This is a genomic window from Chryseobacterium sp. KCF3-3 (assembly GCF_045865955.1).
Taxonomy (GTDB): domain Bacteria; phylum Bacteroidota; class Bacteroidia; order Flavobacteriales; family Weeksellaceae; genus Chryseobacterium.
Genome location: NZ_AP035792.1, coordinates 515,392 through 533,507, shown reverse-complemented (window position 1 = coordinate 533,507; position 18,116 = coordinate 515,392). Strand labels below are relative to the sequence as shown.

Below are 18,116 nucleotides of genomic sequence, written 5' to 3'. Positions count from 1 at the left end.
TTAATAATTGAGTTTATTAAATTCCCAACCAGAGATTGGTAAATCGAAAGATTTGATGGGCGATTAAAAGTTCTCAAATAAAATAAAACCATTGAATAAACTAATCAAAATATCAGTTTTCACCATTTCATTATGCTGTATTTTCTCATGCAAAACACAGCATTTTGAAACACCCGAATATGGAAAAAATGAAGCTGAAAAAGTAATTCATATCAAGAAAGTAACCAATTTCCGTACGGTAGGAAATATCAAAAATGCAGATGGAAGAACTTTAAAAGAAGGAAAATTGTATCGAAGTGCCCATCTTCATAAGCTTAAGAAGAAATCTTTTGATGACTTTGAAAAACTAGGGATCAAAGAAATTATTGATCTTAGAAACTCAAAAGAAATTGCTGAAAAACCGGATCAGATGCCTGTAGAAGCAGTTTACAAAAAATATTCAGCATTTGAAGATGAAGGAGATCAATTGGCTCAGGCCAGGAAACTTGTTCTTAAAGGTAAAGTAAACGCTTCCGATGCAGATAAAAGAATGATTGATTTCTATCGTGAGTATGTGACAGAGAATCCGGAAACCATAAAAAAGATTATCACAGAAATTCTGGAATCTAAAGATCCGGTTCTTTATCACTGTACCGCAGGAAAAGACAGAACCGGAATTACCACCGCATTAATTCTTACCATTCTGAAATTTGATAAAGAGACTATTTACAACGAATATCTTTTATCCAATAATTACAGAAAAGATCTTGTTCAAAAAAGATTACGTCTTGCCAATACCTTACATTTCCTCTATCCTAAAATGGATTTACAGGTGCTGGAAAAATTGAGTTGGGTAGAAAAAAGATACCTTGATGCTGCTTTTGGGGAGATCAATAAAAAGTATGGTTCTACAGAAGTCTATATTCAGCAGGCATTGGGGATTTCAGATGCCAAAAGGAATGAATATATTCAAAAGTTTACGTATTGATTATCAGAGATAAATTTCTATAAGATTTAATATTGGGGGTTTATTTAAAATTATAATAATTTTAACACCTAAAAATGAAACTTTTTTAGCAATTTTGCATTTCTTAATTCACTTGTTTAGAAATGAAAATAAAGTACTCGGAACTTATTGATCAGACATTATATTTTCCTACGGAGGAATTTAATGTTTCTGAGAACAATTTGTTGTTTCACGATATTCCATTGATGGATGTGGTTGAACAATTTGGCACTCCGCTAAAGATTAGCTACCTGCCGAGAATTTCTCAAAATATTCAGAAAGCGAAAGGCTGGTTTAAAGAAGCTTTTGAGAAAACCGAATATAAAAAGAATTATACCTATTGCTATTGCACAAAATCCAGTCATTTCAATTTCGTATTGGAAGAAGCTTTAAAGAATGATATTTCGATAGAAACATCTTCTGCTTATGATATGGATATTGTAAAATCTCTTTACGAAAAAGAGAAGGTAGATAAAAACATTGAAGTAATCTGTAATGGTTTCAAAACGGATGATTATCTGACAAAAATTTCAGATATGATCAACAGTGGTTTTGAAAATATTACTCCGATTCTTGACAATTACAGAGAATTGGATAAACTTACGGAAAGCATCGATTCTACCTTTAATATCGGAATCAGAATTGCATCAGAGGAAGAACCGAAGTTCGAATTCTATACCTCAAGACTAGGAATCGGATATAAAGATATCATTCCTTACTATAGTCAGAAGATCGCAGAACACCCGAATGCAAGATTGAAAATGCTTCACTTCTTCATCAATACCGGGATTAAAGATACTTCTTACTACTGGAACGAATTGTACAAATGTCTTCGTGTATACGCACGTTTGAAGAAAATTGCTCCTGAAGTAGATTCATTGAACATCGGAGGTGGTTTCCCAATCAAAACTTCTTTGAACTTTGACTATGACTATCAGTATATGGTAGAAGAAATCGTTTCTCAGATCAAGAAATTCTGTGAAGAGGAAGGAGTAGAAGAACCTAATATCTATACTGAGTTCGGAAGCTTTACCGTAGGAGAAAGTGGAGCGAACCTTTACAAAATTATTTCTCAGAAACGTCAGAACGACAGAGAAAAATGGAATATGATTGATTCTTCTTTCATGACCACTCTTCCTGATACCTGGGCAATCTCAAGACACTTTATTATGCTTCCACTTAACCGTTGGGAAGATACGTATGAGAGAGTATTCCTTGGAGGACTGACTTGTGACTCGGATGATTATTATAATTCAGAACAGCATACCAACGCAATTTATTTACCGGTCTTCAGTGATACAAAACCTCTGTACATCGGATTTTTCCACACCGGAGCATATCAGGAAACTATCGGAGGATACGGTGGAGTACACCACTGTCTGATGCCTCAGCCGAGACACGTCCTGATTCAGAAAGATGAAAACGGTGAATTGCAATACGAAATTTTCCGTGAGAAACAGGAACCTGAAGATATCTTGAAACTTCTTGGTTATAAATAAGAGTCATTGCGAGGAACGAAAGTGACAAAGCAATCTCACCTTAATAATCTTAACCACTGAATGAATCTTAATGTTTTACAATTTAACCATTAAGTTTTTTGATTAAGAGTTAAGTCAAGTTAAGAATCTTCACTTCGTTCAGATGACAAAGTATATACAAAACAAAAGCTCTCAGATTCTGAGAGCTTTTCTATTTTAAAAATAAGTTGAAATTTTATCCAGTTCCAGATCTTCATAATCAGAAACCACAGTGTCTGCCAACGTGTAATCCTGATTTTTAGAATGCGGACTTCTGTATGCGGCACAGAAAATTTTTGCTCTGTGAGCTGCCAGAATTCCGTTGGTAGAATCCTCAATCACCATACAGTTTTCAACGGGTTCTCCTGACATTTCTGCCGCCAGTAAGAAAACTTCAGGATGAGGTTTTGATTCTTTTAAATCGGCGCCGCTGATTTTTCCACTGAAATATTGCTCCAGTCCGAATTTTTCAAAAACCATATTGATAGTTACCATTGTAGCAGAAGAAGCCAGAATCAGCTTGATTCCATTTTCGTGATAATGCTCGATCAGTTTTCTTACTCCGGGAATTAAGTCAAACTCATCATCATTATAAAAATAATCTTTGAAATGAGATCTTTTGATTCCTGCAATGTCTTCATAAGTCTGATTTAAATTAAATTCATTAATCAAAGTTTCAGAGACTCTTTTGGTTGATGCTCCGGTAAAAGAGGTGTACAGTTCTTCGGAAACGGCAATTTCCAATTCATCAAACGTTTTGAAATAAGCTTTTCTATGCAATGGTTCTGTATCTACAATTACACCATCCATATCGAAAAGAACAGCTTTTAAAGGCATATAATGAGTTTTGTACAAAAATAGCTATTTGAGTTGAGAGTGGAAAGGGATTAGATGATAGGTTGCAGGTGACAGGTAGCAGATAAAAGGTCGTAAAGAGAAAGTCTGATACCTATAAACTCTCCTACACTCTTACTCTCCAACTCATAAACTCTTCGTATCTTTGTGGTCAATATTTCAATTTTAAAACATTAAAATTTTTAAATAAAGCATGAGAACATACGCAGGAATTCCCGAGGAAAACGCAACGTTAGAGAATTCGAAAGTAATGTTGGTAACTGTTCCTTACGATGGAACTTCAACATGGGGTAAAGGAGCTGATAAAGGTCCGGAATTATTCTTAAACGCTTCTGAAAACATGGAGCTTTACGATATTGAAACTCAAACAGAACCTTATCTACAGGGAGTTTACTTAGCAGGAGAAGTTTCTGAAAATTCTTCACCGGAAGCAATGACAGAAGCAGTTTATCAGAAAACAAAAGAACTTTTGAATAATGATGGTAAATTATTTACTCTTTTTGGGGGAGAGCACTCTGTTTCTATCGGTTCTATCCGTGCGGTAGGAGAGAAGTTCGAAAACCTTACTGTTCTTCAGTTTGATGCTCACACAGACTTACGTCCTGAGTTCCACGGTTCTACTTCCAACCATGCATGTGCAGTTTTTGAGGCGAATCAGAAGCATAACTTAGTACAGGTGGGAATCCGTTCTATGGATGTTGAAGAAGTTGAATATTTACCGGAAGGAAGAGTATTTTTCGCTCACGAAATCGCAAACAACGAAAACTGGATCAATGATGTATTGGAAAAAGTATCAGGAAATGTGTATATCACAATTGATTTAGATGCTTTCGATCCTTCTATTGCACCATCTACAGGAACTCCTGAGCCAGGTGGGTTACAATGGTACCCAACGCTGGAATTACTAAGAAAAGTATTTGAAAAATGTAACGTAGTGGCATTTGATATTGTAGAATTAATGGATTCTCCAATGGCTAAGCCAACCGCTTTCTTATCTGCGAAGTTATATTACAAAATGCTTGCTTACTACGATATTTATAACAACAACTAATATTCCGCAAGAATCGGATTTTTTCTGCCGTATATTCTTTGGAAATTTGTGAGGTAAAAACAATAATATGATGTCCACACAAAGTCAGATAGATTATAACAGAATTGCCAAAGCGATAGAATATATCCAGAGCAATTTCAGGCTTCAGCCAAGTTTGGAGGAAGTGGCAGAGAATATTCACTTGAGTCCGGCTCATTTTCAGAAGATCTTTACAGATTGGGCAGGAACAAGTCCGAAAAAATTTTTACAGTTCATCAGTCTTGAACATGCTAAAAATTTATTGAAGGAAGAAAAAGCAAGTTTGTTTGATACTGCTTATGAGACAGGATTTTCCAGTACCAGCAGGCTTCATGACCTGTTTGTAAAGATTGAAGGAATGTCTCCGGCAGAATATAAAAACGGAGGAAAAAGCCTCAGTATTCATTACAGTTTTTCTGAAAGCCCTTTCGGAAATATCTTAGTAGCTTCTACAGAAAAAGGAATCTGCTATATGGCTTTTGAAGACGATAAAGAAAAAGCATTCGGGGAACTGAAACAAAAGTTCCCTAATGCTTCTTTTATTGAAAAACAGGATGCTCTTCAAAAGAATGCACTGTCTATATTCGATAAAGACTGGACAAAACTCAACACAATAAAATTACACTTAAAAGGAACCGATTTCCAGCTGAAAGTATGGGAAAGCCTATTGACTATTCCCATGGGAAAATTGTCTACTTATGGCAGCCTGGCAGAAAAAATTGGAAACCCTAAAGCATCCAGAGCTGTTGGAACGGCTATAGGAAGTAATCCGGTTGCATTTCTTATCCCATGTCACCGCGTGATTCAGTCTACAGGGCATCTCGGTGGCTATCGCTGGGGAAGTGATAGGAAACAGCTGATTGTAGGTTGGGAAGGATCGCATATTTACTCGTAAAATATTTTACCACAAAAGGATTCTACAATTATTAAGTTTTGGCTAAAGCCAATGGATTGTTGAAGCATTTTAATAAACGGACTAAAGTCCGTTCCTATTGATATAAAAATTTGTGTCAGTAGTGAAAAACATTGGTGTTATTTGTGTTTAATGAAAGTATCATTTGTGACTTTTGGAGTTGAAAAATATTAAATTTAAGTTTTTGACTAAAGTCCGTTTCTATTGATGGAGTTGTTTAAACTTATCAAAAAATATTGGATATTTCTTAAACCATTAAGAAGGATTTAAGCACTAAAGCATAATTAAGATAAATCATTCTGATTTTTAAGCTTAAAGCGAAGCTCATCTTAATACTCTAAACCCCTTAATGCAATCTTAATGTTTCAAAAAAGTTTAAACAAGTTCGATATAAAAATTTGTGTCAGTAGTGAAAAACATTGGTGTTATTTGTGTTTAATGAAAGTATCATTTGTGACTTTTGGGGTTGAAAAATATTAAATTTAAGTTTTTGACTAAAGTCCGTTTCTATTGATGGAGTTGTTTAAACTTATCAAAAAATATTGGATATTTCTTAAACCATTAAGAAGGATTTAAGCACTAAAGCATAATTAAGATAAATCATTCTGATTTTTAAGCTTAAAGCGAAGCTCATCTTAATACTCTAAACCCCTTAATGCAATCTTAATGTTTCAAAAAAGTTTAAACAAGTTCGATATAAAAATTTGTGTCAGTAGTGAAAAACATTGGTGTTATTTGTGTTTAAATATAAAAGCATTTAATTAAAAAAACTATGATGAGTCTCTTCAAAGAAATTTCCGATTATCCTCTCAATATCCTTCCTCACGGCGGAACCGTTCATTATTACGGAAAGGTTTTCTCAAAAGAAAAATCAGATTTTTACTATGACTATCTGCTCAACCAAATTCCGTGGGAAAATGATGAAGCACTGATCTTTGGAAAACTTATTTTAACCAAAAGGAAAGTAGCCTGGTTTGGAGAGAAAGCTTTTGAATATACCTATTCGAAACGAACAAAATATGCCAAATTCTGGACTCCGGAGCTATTGGAATTGAAGAAGAAATGTGAAGAAGTTTCGGGAGAAACCTACAATTCTTGTCTCCTCAATTTATACCACGACGGAAGTGAGGGAATGGCTTATCACAGCGATGGCGAAACAGATCTGAAGAAACACGGAGCTATTGCCTCTCTAACCTTTGGAGCGGAAAGAAAGTTTCTATTCAAACATAAAACAACCAAAGAAAAGGCAGAAGTATTCCTCGAAAACGGAAGCTTATTAATTATGAAGGGAACCACTCAGGACAACTGGCTTCACAGGCTTCCTCCCACTACAAAAGTGAAAACACCAAGAGTAAATCTGACTTTCAGAAGCATTGAAGAATAGAGAAATCTAGAACGTTAAGCCACTCATACTATCTTTACTCCAATCATCTGTGAAAATCTGTGTGATCAGTGGGAAATGAACTTTCTTTAACCAGATCATCTCCATCAATAGAAGTGGGCTTTAGCCCACTTAAAAAAAGAACAAAATCATCAGGCTTTAGCCAAAACCTAAAATAAACTTTAAGCTCTCAAAAACAAAAAAGCTGTTCAAACGAACAGCTTTTTCAATTTATTTTAAAATTTCAGCTTCAATAGAGCTGTCATCATATACTTTGATAAATGCTTTGGTGTAATCCTCTTTATTGGCAAAATTCGGATTATCCATAAATTTCTGTGGGTTGATCGCAAAAAGCGGGAACCATGTACTGCTGATCTGAATCTGGATTTTGTGTCCTTTTTTGAACGTATGAACCACATCCTGAAGCCTGAAATTAACAGCTGTTTTCTGGTTAGGAACCAAAGCCTCACCCTTTTCTTTGGTATTTCTGAATCTTGCAGGCATGATCTCACTTCTTACCATCTGGTGGTAGTTGCCGTAGATTACTCCGTCTTTCTTTTCTGCAGGTTTGAAATCTTCAGGGTAAACATCAATTAATTTTACTGCAAAATCAGCATCTGTGGACGTGGATGCAATATTCAGTTTAGCCATGATCTCTCCGGCAAATGTAATATCATCAGTTAATACATCTGTCGTGAATGTTAAAACATCTGGTCTTCCTACTGCAAATCTCTGGTCTTCCGACATATAATTTTTTGGAGTGAAGCCATTGAAATCTTTTAAATGATCTGAGCTTAAAACAGGATTGTTTGGATCACTGTAGTATTCGGAATAGCCTTGTCCTGATGATTTTTTCAGGGTTTTATCAGCCAGATAGAAATTCACTTTCTGAGCATTTTTAGGTGGGTAAGAGGCGAATTCCTTCCATTCTTTAGCTCCGGTGTCATACATCAATGCTTCAGGAAGTCCTGCGTCTTCTTTGGTATTGCCTTTCAGATAATGATTAAAGAATCTGGTTTCAATATTTTTCTGGTAGTAAGTGGCAATACTATCTCCAAAATACGTTTCGCTGTGGAAATGTTTTCCCTGCTCCTGAGACCAGCCGCCATGGGAGAAAGGTCCCATTACGATGGTGTTTTTGGCTTTAGGGCTTGTCTTTTCAATGGTTTTATAAATATTCAATGGTCCGGAAAGATCTTCTGCATCAAACCATCCACCCACTGTCATTACAGCATGGTTGATATTTTTTAAGTGAGGAAGAAGCCCTCTTTTCTGCCAGAATTCATCGTAGTTGGTATGATTCATAATTTCTGTCATGAAGAAATTATTCTTGTAATATTTTTCATATCCATCTTTCAGTGTTCCCATATCTCTGTAGAACTTCAGACCGTCTTCAGAAGTTTGCTTGATGAAAGAATCCATATACCATGCCTGTTTTTCCGGCTGTGTTTTTTGAACTCCAAAAACCGGAAATGTTCTGAAATAGCCCAGCATAAATCTTCCGTTGTGAAGGAAGTCGTCATTCCAGAAATCAGAAATAGGAGCCTGAGGCGAAGAAGCTACCAAAGCCGGATGCTGTGACAAAGTTCCTACAGCAGTATAAAATCCTGGGTATGATGTTCCGAATTGACCTACTTTACCATTGTTGTCTTTGATGTTTTTTAAAAGCCATTCGATGGTATCATAAGTATCCGTACTTTCATCCACATCTTTTTTGGTTTTGCGTTCTACCTGCGGAGTCATATTGGTAAAAGTACCTTCACTCATATATCTTCCGCGCACATCCTGATATACGAAAATATATTTGTCTTTCATAAGATAGGTATTGGGACCTACTTTAGTTTTATATTCATTCTCTCCGTAAGGAGCAATGCTGTAACAGGTTCTCTGCATCAGAAATGGATATTTGCTTTTGTTGGATATATCTTTCGGGATATATACGGCTGTGAAAAGCTTCACTCCATCACGCATGGGAATATAAAATTCTTTCTTGGTGAAATTGTCTTTAACGAAATTATCTTTCTGTTCCGTTTTCTGAGCTTTTCCAAGAATGAAAAAAAGAATACATAATACTGAAATATGGATTTTCATAAAAAAAATTTACCGCTAATTTAAAAATAAAAACAGGTTTATTAATAAATCTTGTTTAAAAGGTTGTTGTTGTCAGTATTTATCTGGATGAGTATGATAATATTTCGTTGTAAACCACCCCGTCAAAAATTCTTTGAATTTTCGCCACTCCTCCGGAGGAGGGGAATATTACGTCTTCAGTTGTAATGGAGTTCAGGGTTGAATCTCAGGTTACTCATAGAAATAGCCGGAAAGATCCGGCCATTATCAAAAATATATATAAAAGTATGGTGTTGCTTTATTGCATTTTTTTACCTGCAAACTTATTCAGTTTCATGCTGATGGAGAACATGATGTATCGTTTCAGGATAAGGTCTTCACGGTCTTCGAAGTAAGAATCTGTGATGGTTCTTCTCACACTTTGATTCTGATTTAAAACGTCATACACCTTTACTTTTGCTGTGAACTGTTTTTTGTAGAATGAATATCCAAGGCTGGTATTCCAGAAGTAGAAATCCTTTTTAAAGCCAGGAGCAATATTGGAATTGGTATTGTATTCAAAATCGTTTCCAAACACCAATCTGCCTTTAAGCATATAATTCGTCAGTTCAAGTTTTAATGACTGATTCGCTGTATTTACATTGGTAACATTGTAATTGGTATAATTGGAGAAGCTATATCCAAGTCTGTAAGAGGGCTTAATCGTCATTTTATCCTTAATTTCATAGGTAAGATTAAGACCTGGGTTTAGATTGTAAGAATTGCTGGTAAAAGATTGTCCATCAATGAAACCATTATTGTAAGCATAATTCATGGTTAATCTTGGATTGATAATAAGTTTATTGTTCTTCCATTTCAATACTTTACTGAAACCTCCGCCTGCATTGATGCTTTTATTTCCGCTTACGTTGTCATAAGTGATCACCTGTTTTCCTGCATTATCATAGGTGGAAAAATTGATGATATCATTATTTCTGTACGTAAAACCAATATTGAAATAGTAGCTTAACTCTTTCACTTTATTATAATTATTGAAATAGACATAAAAATTGTTGGTCCAGGTATTTTTCAAATTAGGGTTTCCCTGATAGGTAATTAAAGGATTGGATTCATCTTTATAAGGAGTCAGTTGTTCTGCTGTCGGAATGGTGAAGTTGGAATAGTTGTAAAAGTTTAAAGTCTTTCCTTCAGACATTTGGTAGTAAAGGTTCACATTATATTGGGGTAGTACAAAATTTTTCTGCAGGTCATATTGCTGACCGTTATAGATTGAATTTACTTTCATATCCGAAATGTCAAGATTCATGGAAGCCCAGAAATTCAGTTTCTTTTTGCTAAGCTGGTAAGTCAACTCAGGAGAGATCTGATTGATTCTTTGCTTCATATTATTGGATAAAAGCTGATTGAATTTAGTATAATCTCCTGTCGTATTATCAAAATCATTTACATTTCTCAAATCTCTGGTAGATCGGGTTTCATATTTCACTTCAAAACTTACACTTGACGAATCTGAAATAGGTTCTGTATATCCGGCATTGAAATTGAAACTGCTGTTCTGATTTTTATTTTTGGCTAATTGATCCCTGTTGTCTGTTGTTGTTCCATTAGTTTGGTAGAACGTATTTTGAGACTGATTCAGATTATCTCTTCTGGATTCTGATATGGAACTGTTCATATTGGCGGAAACCGAACGGCCTTTTTTCTTGAATTTTCTTGAAAAATAGAGGTATGGATTAAATGAATTGCTTTCCGAATCATTACTTGAGTAAGCATTACTTTCATTTACAAGTTTACCATTATTTAAAGTAGATGAACGTGAATTATTAAAATTAAAACTGCTGTTTTTCGTAAACCTTGGAGAAAGGTAGATACTTGTCATAGAATCCAGTTTGATTTTAGCTGAAGTATCAAAGCTGTATTGTTTGGATTCATTTTCTCCATTGCTTTCAGAATTGGTCTGAAGCGTGTAAGTAGGGAGTAGAGTAGATCTTGAAACTTTAGACCTTGTCTCCATATTGGAATCAGAATGCATAAGACTGAAGGAATCCAGATCGGCATCTTTTCCCAGCTTGTCACTGTAGTTTAATCCAATTGTTGTAGACCTTTGAATTCCTTTCGTGCCACCTCCCTGGTTATAGTAAGTCACATTTCCTACTGTTGAGACAGATCCTCCCTGCATCATCCAGGCATTCCGGCCATTTCCCATACTATCAAAAACCTCATCTCTGGAAAATCCCTGTGAATTGATGTTATTCGAAGATGCCAATAAACTTATTTTCGTATCCCCTTTAAAATAACTCGCCAGTCCGCTTGCTTCATATCGCTTATCTGATCCATAGCCGACCGTAAGTCTGGTTAGCAAACCTTTATTTTTCTTTTCATCAATATTAAAGTTGATGGTGGTATTCTGAGATTTGGCTGTTTTTCCGCTAAGCTCTTCTTCTTTTGTTTTGGTGGTCGTAAACTGAATATTTTTGATAATATCTGCAGGTAAATTCTGAAGAGCAATTTTACCGTCTTTATCAAAGAAAGGTTTACCATTAATCATAATCTGGTCTACTTCTTTGCCATTCACGGTAATCTTTCCTTCATTGCTGATTTCTACACCAGGAATCTGCTTCAGAAGCTCTTCAATTTTACTGTCAGGTCGTACTTTGATAGCGGCTGCACTAAATTCAATAGTATCTTTTTTAATTTTTACCGGAGAAACGGTGATTTTTACTTCATCAATATTATTTACAATACCTTGTTTCTCAAGCTGGATATCTCCAAGAGACAGAGACTGATCTATTTTCTCAAATTTTTTCGAATAAGAAGTTAATTTATCAGCATCAATTTTCAGAAGGGAAGGTTCTTTCATATCATCAATCTTCAGCGAGAATTTCCCTTCTCTATTGGTTGCCGTATAATTGATAATGGATGAATCTTTTTGTTTCAAAAGATAGACGGTGGCATTTTCTATCGCTTTCTTTTCAGAATCGGATATTTTTCCGTCAATGTGTAGTTTTTGGGCGTGCAGAATAATGACTGTGAACATCAAAGTCAATAGCAACAGAGTTTTCTTCATTAGTTTTTTTTTCAGAGCCGTAAAAATATAAAAACATCCCAAAGTTGGGATGTTTCTATGCTTTTTTTGTGAAAATTTATTATTTTTTAATAAAAATTATGCTCTTAAATATCTTGAGTAAGCATATCCTTCCTGGCCGTCAGCATTTTTTACTTTCCACCAGTCATCAGAAGTTTGCTCAATAAGAGTTACAGAAGAACCTTTCGCAGCTTTACCTACAACGGCAGCTTCAGTAGATGGTTCCTGTCTGATGTTAAGATTAGATTCTTCAGTAGCCACTGTTAAAGAAGCACCTGAAGCCAGACCTGCAACCTGTACATCAATATTGATATCTGAAGCAGAATAAGTAGAATCAATAGCTCCTAAAGCATTCCATACAGCATCTTTAGCCGCAGTATTGGAAGCACTTCCGGAAACATAAAGAATTCCGTCCTGCTCCTGAACCTGAAGATTGGAGATCCCTGCAGACTGTGCCGCTGAAACTACGCTTGAATATTTATCTTGTAATTCGCTCATCTTAAATTATTTTACGATTAGGTTGTTGTTATACTTTCCGATTTTCAAAGCATCTACAGATTCTTTGATTTTTCTAGCCTGTAAGGCAGAAACATTTCCTGTAAGAGTAAGCTGTCCGTTTACAACTTCTACTTTTACAGAAGGGAAATCCTTCACCGCATCCTGAACTTTTTTCTGAACAGCAGGATCTACAGCAGAAGCCGTTTCCACTGGTGCTGCAGGTGCAGGAGCAGCTATAGTAGACATATCCATTACATCTTTTACTCCGCTGATTGCTTTTAATTTGGCAATCATTGCGTCTTTAGACTGTTGATCTGCGAAAGTACCGCTTAAGTGAGCTACACCTTCTTTTACTTCAACAGAAGCATTGGGATTAGAAGTTACTATAGTTGTAGCCTGAGTCTGAAGGTCGGCATCAGAAACTTTCTTTTTACAAGAAATAGCACCGAAAGATACAGCTACAGCTAATGCAGCCATTGCAATAGTTTTTTTCATATTGTATATTTATTAATGTTGTTATACACTCAAATGTAATAATAAAATTTGTACCAAAAGAATAAAAATTCAATAAATGTTTCTTAATTTTTTTACAATATTTTCTAAACCAGGGTTTTAATTTTTGGGGATTAAAAACTTAATGGAAAATTCATCTCTATAGAAGAAAATCTTCTGCCAATTGAAAAACCATTATATTTGCGCAAATTGAACTATATATATGAAAGGACAGAATAAACTTTTTATAGCAATTATCATTGCACTTCTTCTGGGAGTAGGAATTGGAGGTATTGTACACGTAAGCTATCCGGATAGTGCAGAACCATTTTCTAAAAACATAAAACTGTTGGGAACGGTTTTTATCAGATTGGTACAGATGATTATTGCTCCATTGGTTTTTACGACATTAGTAGTGGGAATTGCCAAAATGAGTGATATCAAAATGATCGGGAGAGTAGGAACAAAAGCAATGCTTTGGTTTATTTCCGCTTCTCTGATTTCCCTTTTTATCGGGTTGATCCTTGTTAACTGGCTGGAACCGGGACATGTTACAAAATTACCGATTCAGGACGTTGCTTCTGCTGATGAGCTTCTTAAAAGCAGCAAAAGTTTTTCCATGGAAGACTTCGTAAAGCATATGATTCCTAAAAGTTTATTTGAAGCCTTCGCTACCAATGAAGTATTGCAGATTGTTGTATTTGCGGTGATGTTTGGAGTTGCCTTGGCTAATCTGGGAGAAGAATATGCTAAACCAGTTGTGAAACTATTTGATATTATTGCTCATGCTATTCTTAAAATGGTAGGGTATATCATGTGGTTTGCTCCGCTGGGAGTACTGGGAGCTATTGCAGCGGTAGTGGCCACCAATGGTTTTGAAATCTTTAAAGTATATGCTATTTATTTGAGAGACTTCTTCTTTGCCATAGCAGTTCTTTGGCTGGTGCTTTTACTGGTAGGATATTTCATCTTAGGAAACCGTCTTTTTGATCTTTTAAAAAGAATTAAAGAACCTTTGCTGATCGCTTTCTCTACTACAAGTTCAGAAGCAGTATTCCCTAAATTGGTTGAAGAACTAGAAAAATTCGGGTGTAACAGCAGAGTAGTATCTTTTATTTTACCATTAGGATATTCATTCAACCTGGATGGAAGTATGATGTACATGACATTTGCTTCAATCTTTATTGCTCAGATCTACGGAATCGAAATGACTCTGGGGCAGCAGATCACCATGCTTTTGGTATTAATGCTTACTTCAAAAGGAATTGCAGGAGTTCCGAGAGCTTCTCTGGTAATTATTGTGGCAACATGTTCAATGTTTGGTATTCCGCCGGAAGGTATTGCTTTAATTTTACCAATTGACCATTTCTGTGATATGGGTAGAAGTATGACAAACGTACTTGGAAATACGCTGGCAACCACAGCAGTTTCAAAATGGGAAGGGCAGTTAACTGAACCATTAGACAAAATTTAAATATTGATGAGTTTACATAACTTAGAAAATCATAAAAGCCATATTGAAGAATATGGCTTTGCTGTTATCAATGATGTGTTTTCACAGAAAGAACTTGAAGACATCAACCTTGTTCTGCAAAATATAGACACTTCAAAAGAAAATTTTAGAAAGTCTGAAGACCTTTTTGCCATCAGACAGTTCTTAAAGGAAGTTCCGGAAATCAAAGATCTTGTGTTTAATGAAAACATCCGAAAAGTGGTGAAAGAGATCTTCGGAGAAAAATATTTTGTAGTTAAAAGTATCTATTTTGATAAGCCTGAAACCTCCAACTGGTATGTAGCATATCATCAGGATCTGACAATTTCTGTAGATAAAAAGCTGGAATTGGAAAATTTCGGACCGTGGACCACCAAACAAAATCAGTTCGCAGTTCAGCCTCCACTCAATGTTTTGGAAAATATTTATACCATCAGAATCCATCTGGATGATACCGATGAAAATAACGGAGCGCTGAAAGTAGTTCCCAAATCTCATGCAAAAGGTATCTACAGACCGGAAACCATCGACTGGACAGTGGAAACCGAAGAAATATGCAACGTTGAAAAAGGTGGAATTATGCTGATGAAACCTTTAACGCTTCACGGCTCCAACCGAACCACCAACGGAAAGAAAAGAAGAGTAATTCACATCGAATTTTCTGATATCGAACTTCCGGAAGTCCTGCAATGGTCTGAAAGAATGAATTGATAAAAAATGTGCCCTTCGAAATTTCGAAGGGCACATTTTTTATGGTTGAAAGCTGGGCGCTGGAGGAAGGATGTTTCTGAAAGTCCAAGGATTAATCTATGTTTATTTTATCGAATTTTTGAAAATTAAAATCACTAACAAACAGACTTCAGGAAGTAATTTGTCAAATAGAAACTTCCATCTTCCCTCTTCCAGCATCCCTCTTCTTACTTCACAGCAATCTCATCAATAAAGATATAAGCATCACCGCCCGCTCCCTGGTGCCATTCCGGAAGTTTTCCGAAGTAATAAGCTTTTACTTTAATATATCGGGCTTCGGTAGGAAGAATTTCTGTAGAAAAGTCTTTGATCTGTACTTTTTCGTCCTTAGGATCAATATCATTGTCAACGGTTTTCAGAAGGACAAAATCTTTTCCATTCATGGATGCATAATATTCTACTTTTTTAGGCATCAGAATCCAGGCTCTGCTGTCCTGAAGGTAAGTGGAAGATAATGATTTTATGTTCCGAGGGGATTTAAAATCAACGACAGCTTCAAAATTTTGTCCCTGATATCCATGCCATTCACCCTTTCTCCAATTCACATCTCCTCTGATTCCGTCGATAAGAGCCAGGTTTCCGGTAGCACTGTACTGTGGAGTCACTTTTGACAGAATATTAATATCCCAGTAATTAGGTCTTCTGTTGAAATGAGCGGTGGTTACAGAACTTTTTTCTCCGTTTCTTTCAGCGTAAGCCATTACCTGAGTGGTTTTGGTGATGGAGAATGGTCCTTTATAAGTTGAGAACGTTTTTCTTTTATTGTTGTCACTGTCATCCATTGTCATGTAGTACACTTTGTCATTGGCATTCAGTGGAGTGATTTCTACTTTGGTAGAAAAATCAAAAATTCTGTCAGCAGCAATTACAGGGGAAGCGGTTTGTTCAGAATATTTAAAATCTTTAACAGGTTTTACCTTTTCGAATCCCAGTTTTTTAAGTTCAGCTCTGCCGGTAGTTTTGGTAATCGTTCTTGTAGTACCGTCTTCAAGATGAATTTTAATTTCATCAAAATAAGGCGTTGTGGTTTCCCATTCCGGTAATCCCGGAGTTACAGAATAAATTCCCATGGAGCTTAAAACATACCATGCACTCATCTGGCCACAATCTTCATTTCCGATCAATCCGTCAGGAGTATTTTTATAGAAGTTATCAAGGATGTATTTGATTTTGACATCTGTTTTTTCTGGTTTATCAACAAAATTGTACAGATAGGCAATATGATGGCTTGGTTCATTTCCCTGGGCGTATTGTCCCATCAATCCTGTGATGTCCACTTGTTCTCTTCCTGTTGTTTTATCAGGAGCGGTAAAAATAGCATCAATGAACTGTTCAAATTTTTCTTTCCCTCCATGCGCTGCAATAAGCCCCGGAATGTCCTGCTGTACAGAATAAGAATAATGCCATGAGTTTCCTTCCGTATAATTGTTATTGACTTCTCTCGGATCAAAAGGTTCATACCAGTTTCCGTTTTTTCTCGGCTGCATAAACCCTGTTTTAGGATTGTACAGGTTTTTCCAGTTTTGAGAACGTTTCATGAAATACTGATACTCTTCTTTTTTGTCTAAAATTTTGGCCATTTGAGCAATGCACCAGTCGTCATAGGCATATTCTACAGTTTTGGAAACACTTTCATGCTCATCGTCTATACTGATGTAATTATTCTGTTTATAAGCATTCAATCCAAAAATATCCTGCATGGCAGAACCTTTTGCAGCCTGAAATGCCTTTTCATAATCAAACCCCTGGATTCCTTTCGCCATAGCATCTGCAATCACAGAAACAGAGTGGTAACCAATCATACATTCTGTTTCATTGGAAGCCAGTTCCCATACCGGAAGTTTTCCTCCCTGTTCGTATTGTTTGATGAAGGTATTGATAAAATCAGAAGTTCTTTTTCTGTCAATTAAAGTCATCAGCGGATGAGCTCCTCTGAAGGTGTCCCAAAGTGAGAATACGGTGTAATAATCAAAACCATTGGCAGTATACAGTTTATTGTCCCTGCCTCTATATTTTCCGTCAACATCCATATTGGTATTCGGTTGTGTGAAAACATGGTAGAGTGCAGTATAAAAAACCGCTAATTTATTTTTATCGTCAGATTTTACCTCAATTTTCGAAAGCTCTTTGTCCCAATCAGTTTCTGCCTGTTTTTTTACTGTTTCAAAATCCTTCAATTGGCCTTCTGCCAGCATATTCTTTCCTGCTCCTTCATAGCCAGTAGGAGAAATAGAAACCTTTACATTGATCTTTTCTCCTTTTTTAACGTTAGCTGAAAATGCCAGTGCAAGTTTTGTCCCCGTAAAAAGATTATTTTCCTGTTTCCCGTTGACCTCTTTTTTTGAAATTTTCATAGGTTTTGAAAACTCAATTCTCGCGTAGATGTATTGGTTGGTTGCCCATGCTTCACTTCTTCTGAACACTTCAATGGTTTTATCATCAATAATTTTCACTTCACCCTCCAGAAGCTTATCTCTGTGGTTGAGGTCTAAAATGATATTGGCATTTCCTGCATTGTTGAAGGTATATTCATGATAACCGACTCTTTTTGTCGTTGTAAGGCGAACATCAATATTATTTTTATCTAATTTGACAGCATAGAATCCTGCGGTTGCTTTTTCATTTTTATGCGAAAATTTGGATGAATAATCTTTACTGCTCAGGCTTGGATTTCCCATGGTGGGCACCAGCATAATATCTCCATAATCAGAAACTCCTGTACCGTTTAAATGGGTATGAGAAAAACCGTAGATGACAGAATCCGAATAATGGTATCCGCTGCATCCGTCCCAGCTACCGTCAATTCTGGTATCGGGAGAAAGCTGTACCATTCCAAAAGGGACAATTGCTCCTGGAAAAGTGTGGCCATGGCCTCCGGTTCCTATCATTGGATTAACATATTGAGAGTAATTCTGTGCAGAAATGATCTGAGTAATATAGATGGAAAATGCAATAAGCCCTTTTTTCATGTTTTGATTTTAAAGGACGAAGATATTGAAAAACAGTAAA

General features: G+C 36.0%; 14 protein-coding genes. 7 read left to right on the top strand and 7 right to left on the bottom strand.

What is annotated here, in order from left to right; genetic code table 11:
* Positions 1-91: 91 nt before the first annotated feature.
* Complete coding sequence (locus ACKTTZ_RS02425; RefSeq protein WP_407847180.1) at positions 92-967, top strand: tyrosine-protein phosphatase; 876 nt, start codon at positions 92-94, stop codon at positions 965-967.
* Positions 968-1,089: 122 nt separating this feature from the next.
* A complete protein-coding gene (locus ACKTTZ_RS02420; RefSeq protein ID WP_034699213.1) occupies positions 1,090-2,484 on the top strand; it encodes a decarboxylase in 1,395 nt (464 codons plus the stop codon).
* Positions 2,485-2,679: 195 nt separating this feature from the next.
* Here the strand turns inward: ACKTTZ_RS02420 and ACKTTZ_RS02415 are convergent, their stop codons facing one another.
* Positions 2,680-3,339, bottom strand: coding sequence for an HAD family phosphatase (locus tag ACKTTZ_RS02415; RefSeq protein ID WP_034699215.1), 660 nt, complete (start codon positions 3,337-3,339; stop codon positions 2,680-2,682).
* A gap of 50 nt (positions 3,340-3,389) precedes the next feature.
* A complete protein-coding gene (locus ACKTTZ_RS02410) occupies positions 3,390-3,512 on the bottom strand; it encodes a hypothetical protein (RefSeq protein ID WP_301287985.1) in 123 nt (40 codons plus the stop codon).
* A 38-nt stretch (positions 3,513-3,550) separates the two neighbouring features.
* On the opposite strand from ACKTTZ_RS02410, the gene speB reads away from it, so the two are divergent.
* The 3 genes from speB to ACKTTZ_RS02395 all read left to right on the top strand — a co-directional run bounded on the left by speB (position 3,551) and on the right by ACKTTZ_RS02395 (position 6,723).
* Entirely contained in the window at positions 3,551-4,408 is an 858-nt protein-coding gene (gene speB, locus ACKTTZ_RS02405; protein WP_034699217.1) for an agmatinase, read from the top strand.
* 70 nt (positions 4,409-4,478) lie between these two features.
* The gene (locus ACKTTZ_RS02400) at positions 4,479-5,321 is read left to right on the top strand and encodes a methylated-DNA--[protein]-cysteine S-methyltransferase (RefSeq protein ID WP_081906521.1); all 843 of its coding nucleotides are present in this window, start codon (positions 4,479-4,481) and stop codon (positions 5,319-5,321) included.
* A gap of 793 nt (positions 5,322-6,114) precedes the next feature.
* Positions 6,115-6,723 (top strand): alpha-ketoglutarate-dependent dioxygenase AlkB family protein, encoded by a 609-nt coding sequence (locus tag ACKTTZ_RS02395; RefSeq protein WP_407849127.1) that lies wholly within the window; start codon positions 6,115-6,117, stop codon positions 6,721-6,723.
* A gap of 228 nt (positions 6,724-6,951) precedes the next feature.
* Here the strand turns inward: ACKTTZ_RS02395 and ACKTTZ_RS02390 are convergent, their stop codons facing one another.
* The 4 genes from ACKTTZ_RS02390 to ACKTTZ_RS02375 form a co-directional block, all read right to left on the bottom strand.
* Positions 6,952-8,811, bottom strand: a complete 1,860-nt coding sequence (locus ACKTTZ_RS02390) for a CocE/NonD family hydrolase (RefSeq protein ID WP_034699224.1) — start codon at positions 8,809-8,811, stop codon at positions 6,952-6,954.
* 277 nt (positions 8,812-9,088) lie between these two features.
* Positions 9,089-11,857: a TonB-dependent receptor gene (locus ACKTTZ_RS02385; protein ID WP_034699413.1), complete on the bottom strand. Its 2,769-nt coding sequence runs from the start codon at positions 11,855-11,857 to the stop codon at positions 9,089-9,091.
* Between the two features lie 96 nt (positions 11,858-11,953).
* On the bottom strand, positions 11,954-12,373 hold the full coding sequence (locus ACKTTZ_RS02380; RefSeq protein ID WP_034699227.1) for an SH3 domain-containing protein: 420 nt from the start codon (positions 12,371-12,373) through the stop codon (positions 11,954-11,956).
* 6 nt (positions 12,374-12,379) lie between these two features.
* Entirely contained in the window at positions 12,380-12,868 is a 489-nt protein-coding gene (locus ACKTTZ_RS02375) for a BON domain-containing protein (protein WP_034699230.1), read from the bottom strand.
* Between the two features lie 220 nt (positions 12,869-13,088).
* Between ACKTTZ_RS02375 and ACKTTZ_RS02370 the strand changes: the two genes are divergently transcribed.
* Complete coding sequence (locus ACKTTZ_RS02370) at positions 13,089-14,339, top strand: dicarboxylate/amino acid:cation symporter (protein ID WP_110367164.1); 1,251 nt, start codon at positions 13,089-13,091, stop codon at positions 14,337-14,339.
* Between the two features lie 6 nt (positions 14,340-14,345).
* The gene (locus ACKTTZ_RS02365) at positions 14,346-15,068 is read left to right on the top strand and encodes a phytanoyl-CoA dioxygenase family protein (protein ID WP_034699236.1); all 723 of its coding nucleotides are present in this window, start codon (positions 14,346-14,348) and stop codon (positions 15,066-15,068) included.
* A gap of 206 nt (positions 15,069-15,274) precedes the next feature.
* On the opposite strand, the gene ACKTTZ_RS02360 is transcribed toward ACKTTZ_RS02365, so the two are convergent.
* The gene (locus tag ACKTTZ_RS02360) at positions 15,275-18,076 is read right to left on the bottom strand and encodes a GH92 family glycosyl hydrolase (protein ID WP_407847174.1); all 2,802 of its coding nucleotides are present in this window, start codon (positions 18,074-18,076) and stop codon (positions 15,275-15,277) included.
* Positions 18,077-18,116 lie beyond the last annotated feature (40 nt).

Bases quoted from the DNA above. Each gene is read 5' to 3' on its own strand.
- ACKTTZ_RS02360 (WP_407847174.1), bottom strand. From the start codon at position 18,076: ATGAAAAAAGGGCTTATTGCATTTTCCATCTATATTACTCAGATCATT.
- ACKTTZ_RS02375 (WP_034699230.1), bottom strand. From the start codon at position 12,868: ATGAAAAAAACTATTGCAATGGCTGCATTAGCTGTAGCTGTATCTTTC.
- ACKTTZ_RS02365 (WP_034699236.1), top strand. From the start codon at position 14,346: ATGAGTTTACATAACTTAGAAAATCATAAAAGCCATATTGAAGAATAT.
- ACKTTZ_RS02385 (WP_034699413.1), bottom strand. From the start codon at position 11,857: ATGAAGAAAACTCTGTTGCTATTGACTTTGATGTTCACAGTCATTATT.
- ACKTTZ_RS02380 (WP_034699227.1), bottom strand. From the start codon at position 12,373: ATGAGCGAATTACAAGATAAATATTCAAGCGTAGTTTCAGCGGCACAG.
- speB (WP_034699217.1), top strand. From the start codon at position 3,551: ATGAGAACATACGCAGGAATTCCCGAGGAAAACGCAACGTTAGAGAAT.
- ACKTTZ_RS02370 (WP_110367164.1), top strand. From the start codon at position 13,089: ATGAAAGGACAGAATAAACTTTTTATAGCAATTATCATTGCACTTCTT.
- ACKTTZ_RS02390 (WP_034699224.1), bottom strand. From the start codon at position 8,811: ATGAAAATCCATATTTCAGTATTATGTATTCTTTTTTTCATTCTTGGA.
- ACKTTZ_RS02420 (WP_034699213.1), top strand. From the start codon at position 1,090: ATGAAAATAAAGTACTCGGAACTTATTGATCAGACATTATATTTTCCT.
- ACKTTZ_RS02395 (WP_407849127.1), top strand. From the start codon at position 6,115: ATGAGTCTCTTCAAAGAAATTTCCGATTATCCTCTCAATATCCTTCCT.
- ACKTTZ_RS02400 (WP_081906521.1), top strand. From the start codon at position 4,479: ATGTCCACACAAAGTCAGATAGATTATAACAGAATTGCCAAAGCGATA.
- ACKTTZ_RS02415 (WP_034699215.1), bottom strand. From the start codon at position 3,339: ATGCCTTTAAAAGCTGTTCTTTTCGATATGGATGGTGTAATTGTAGAT.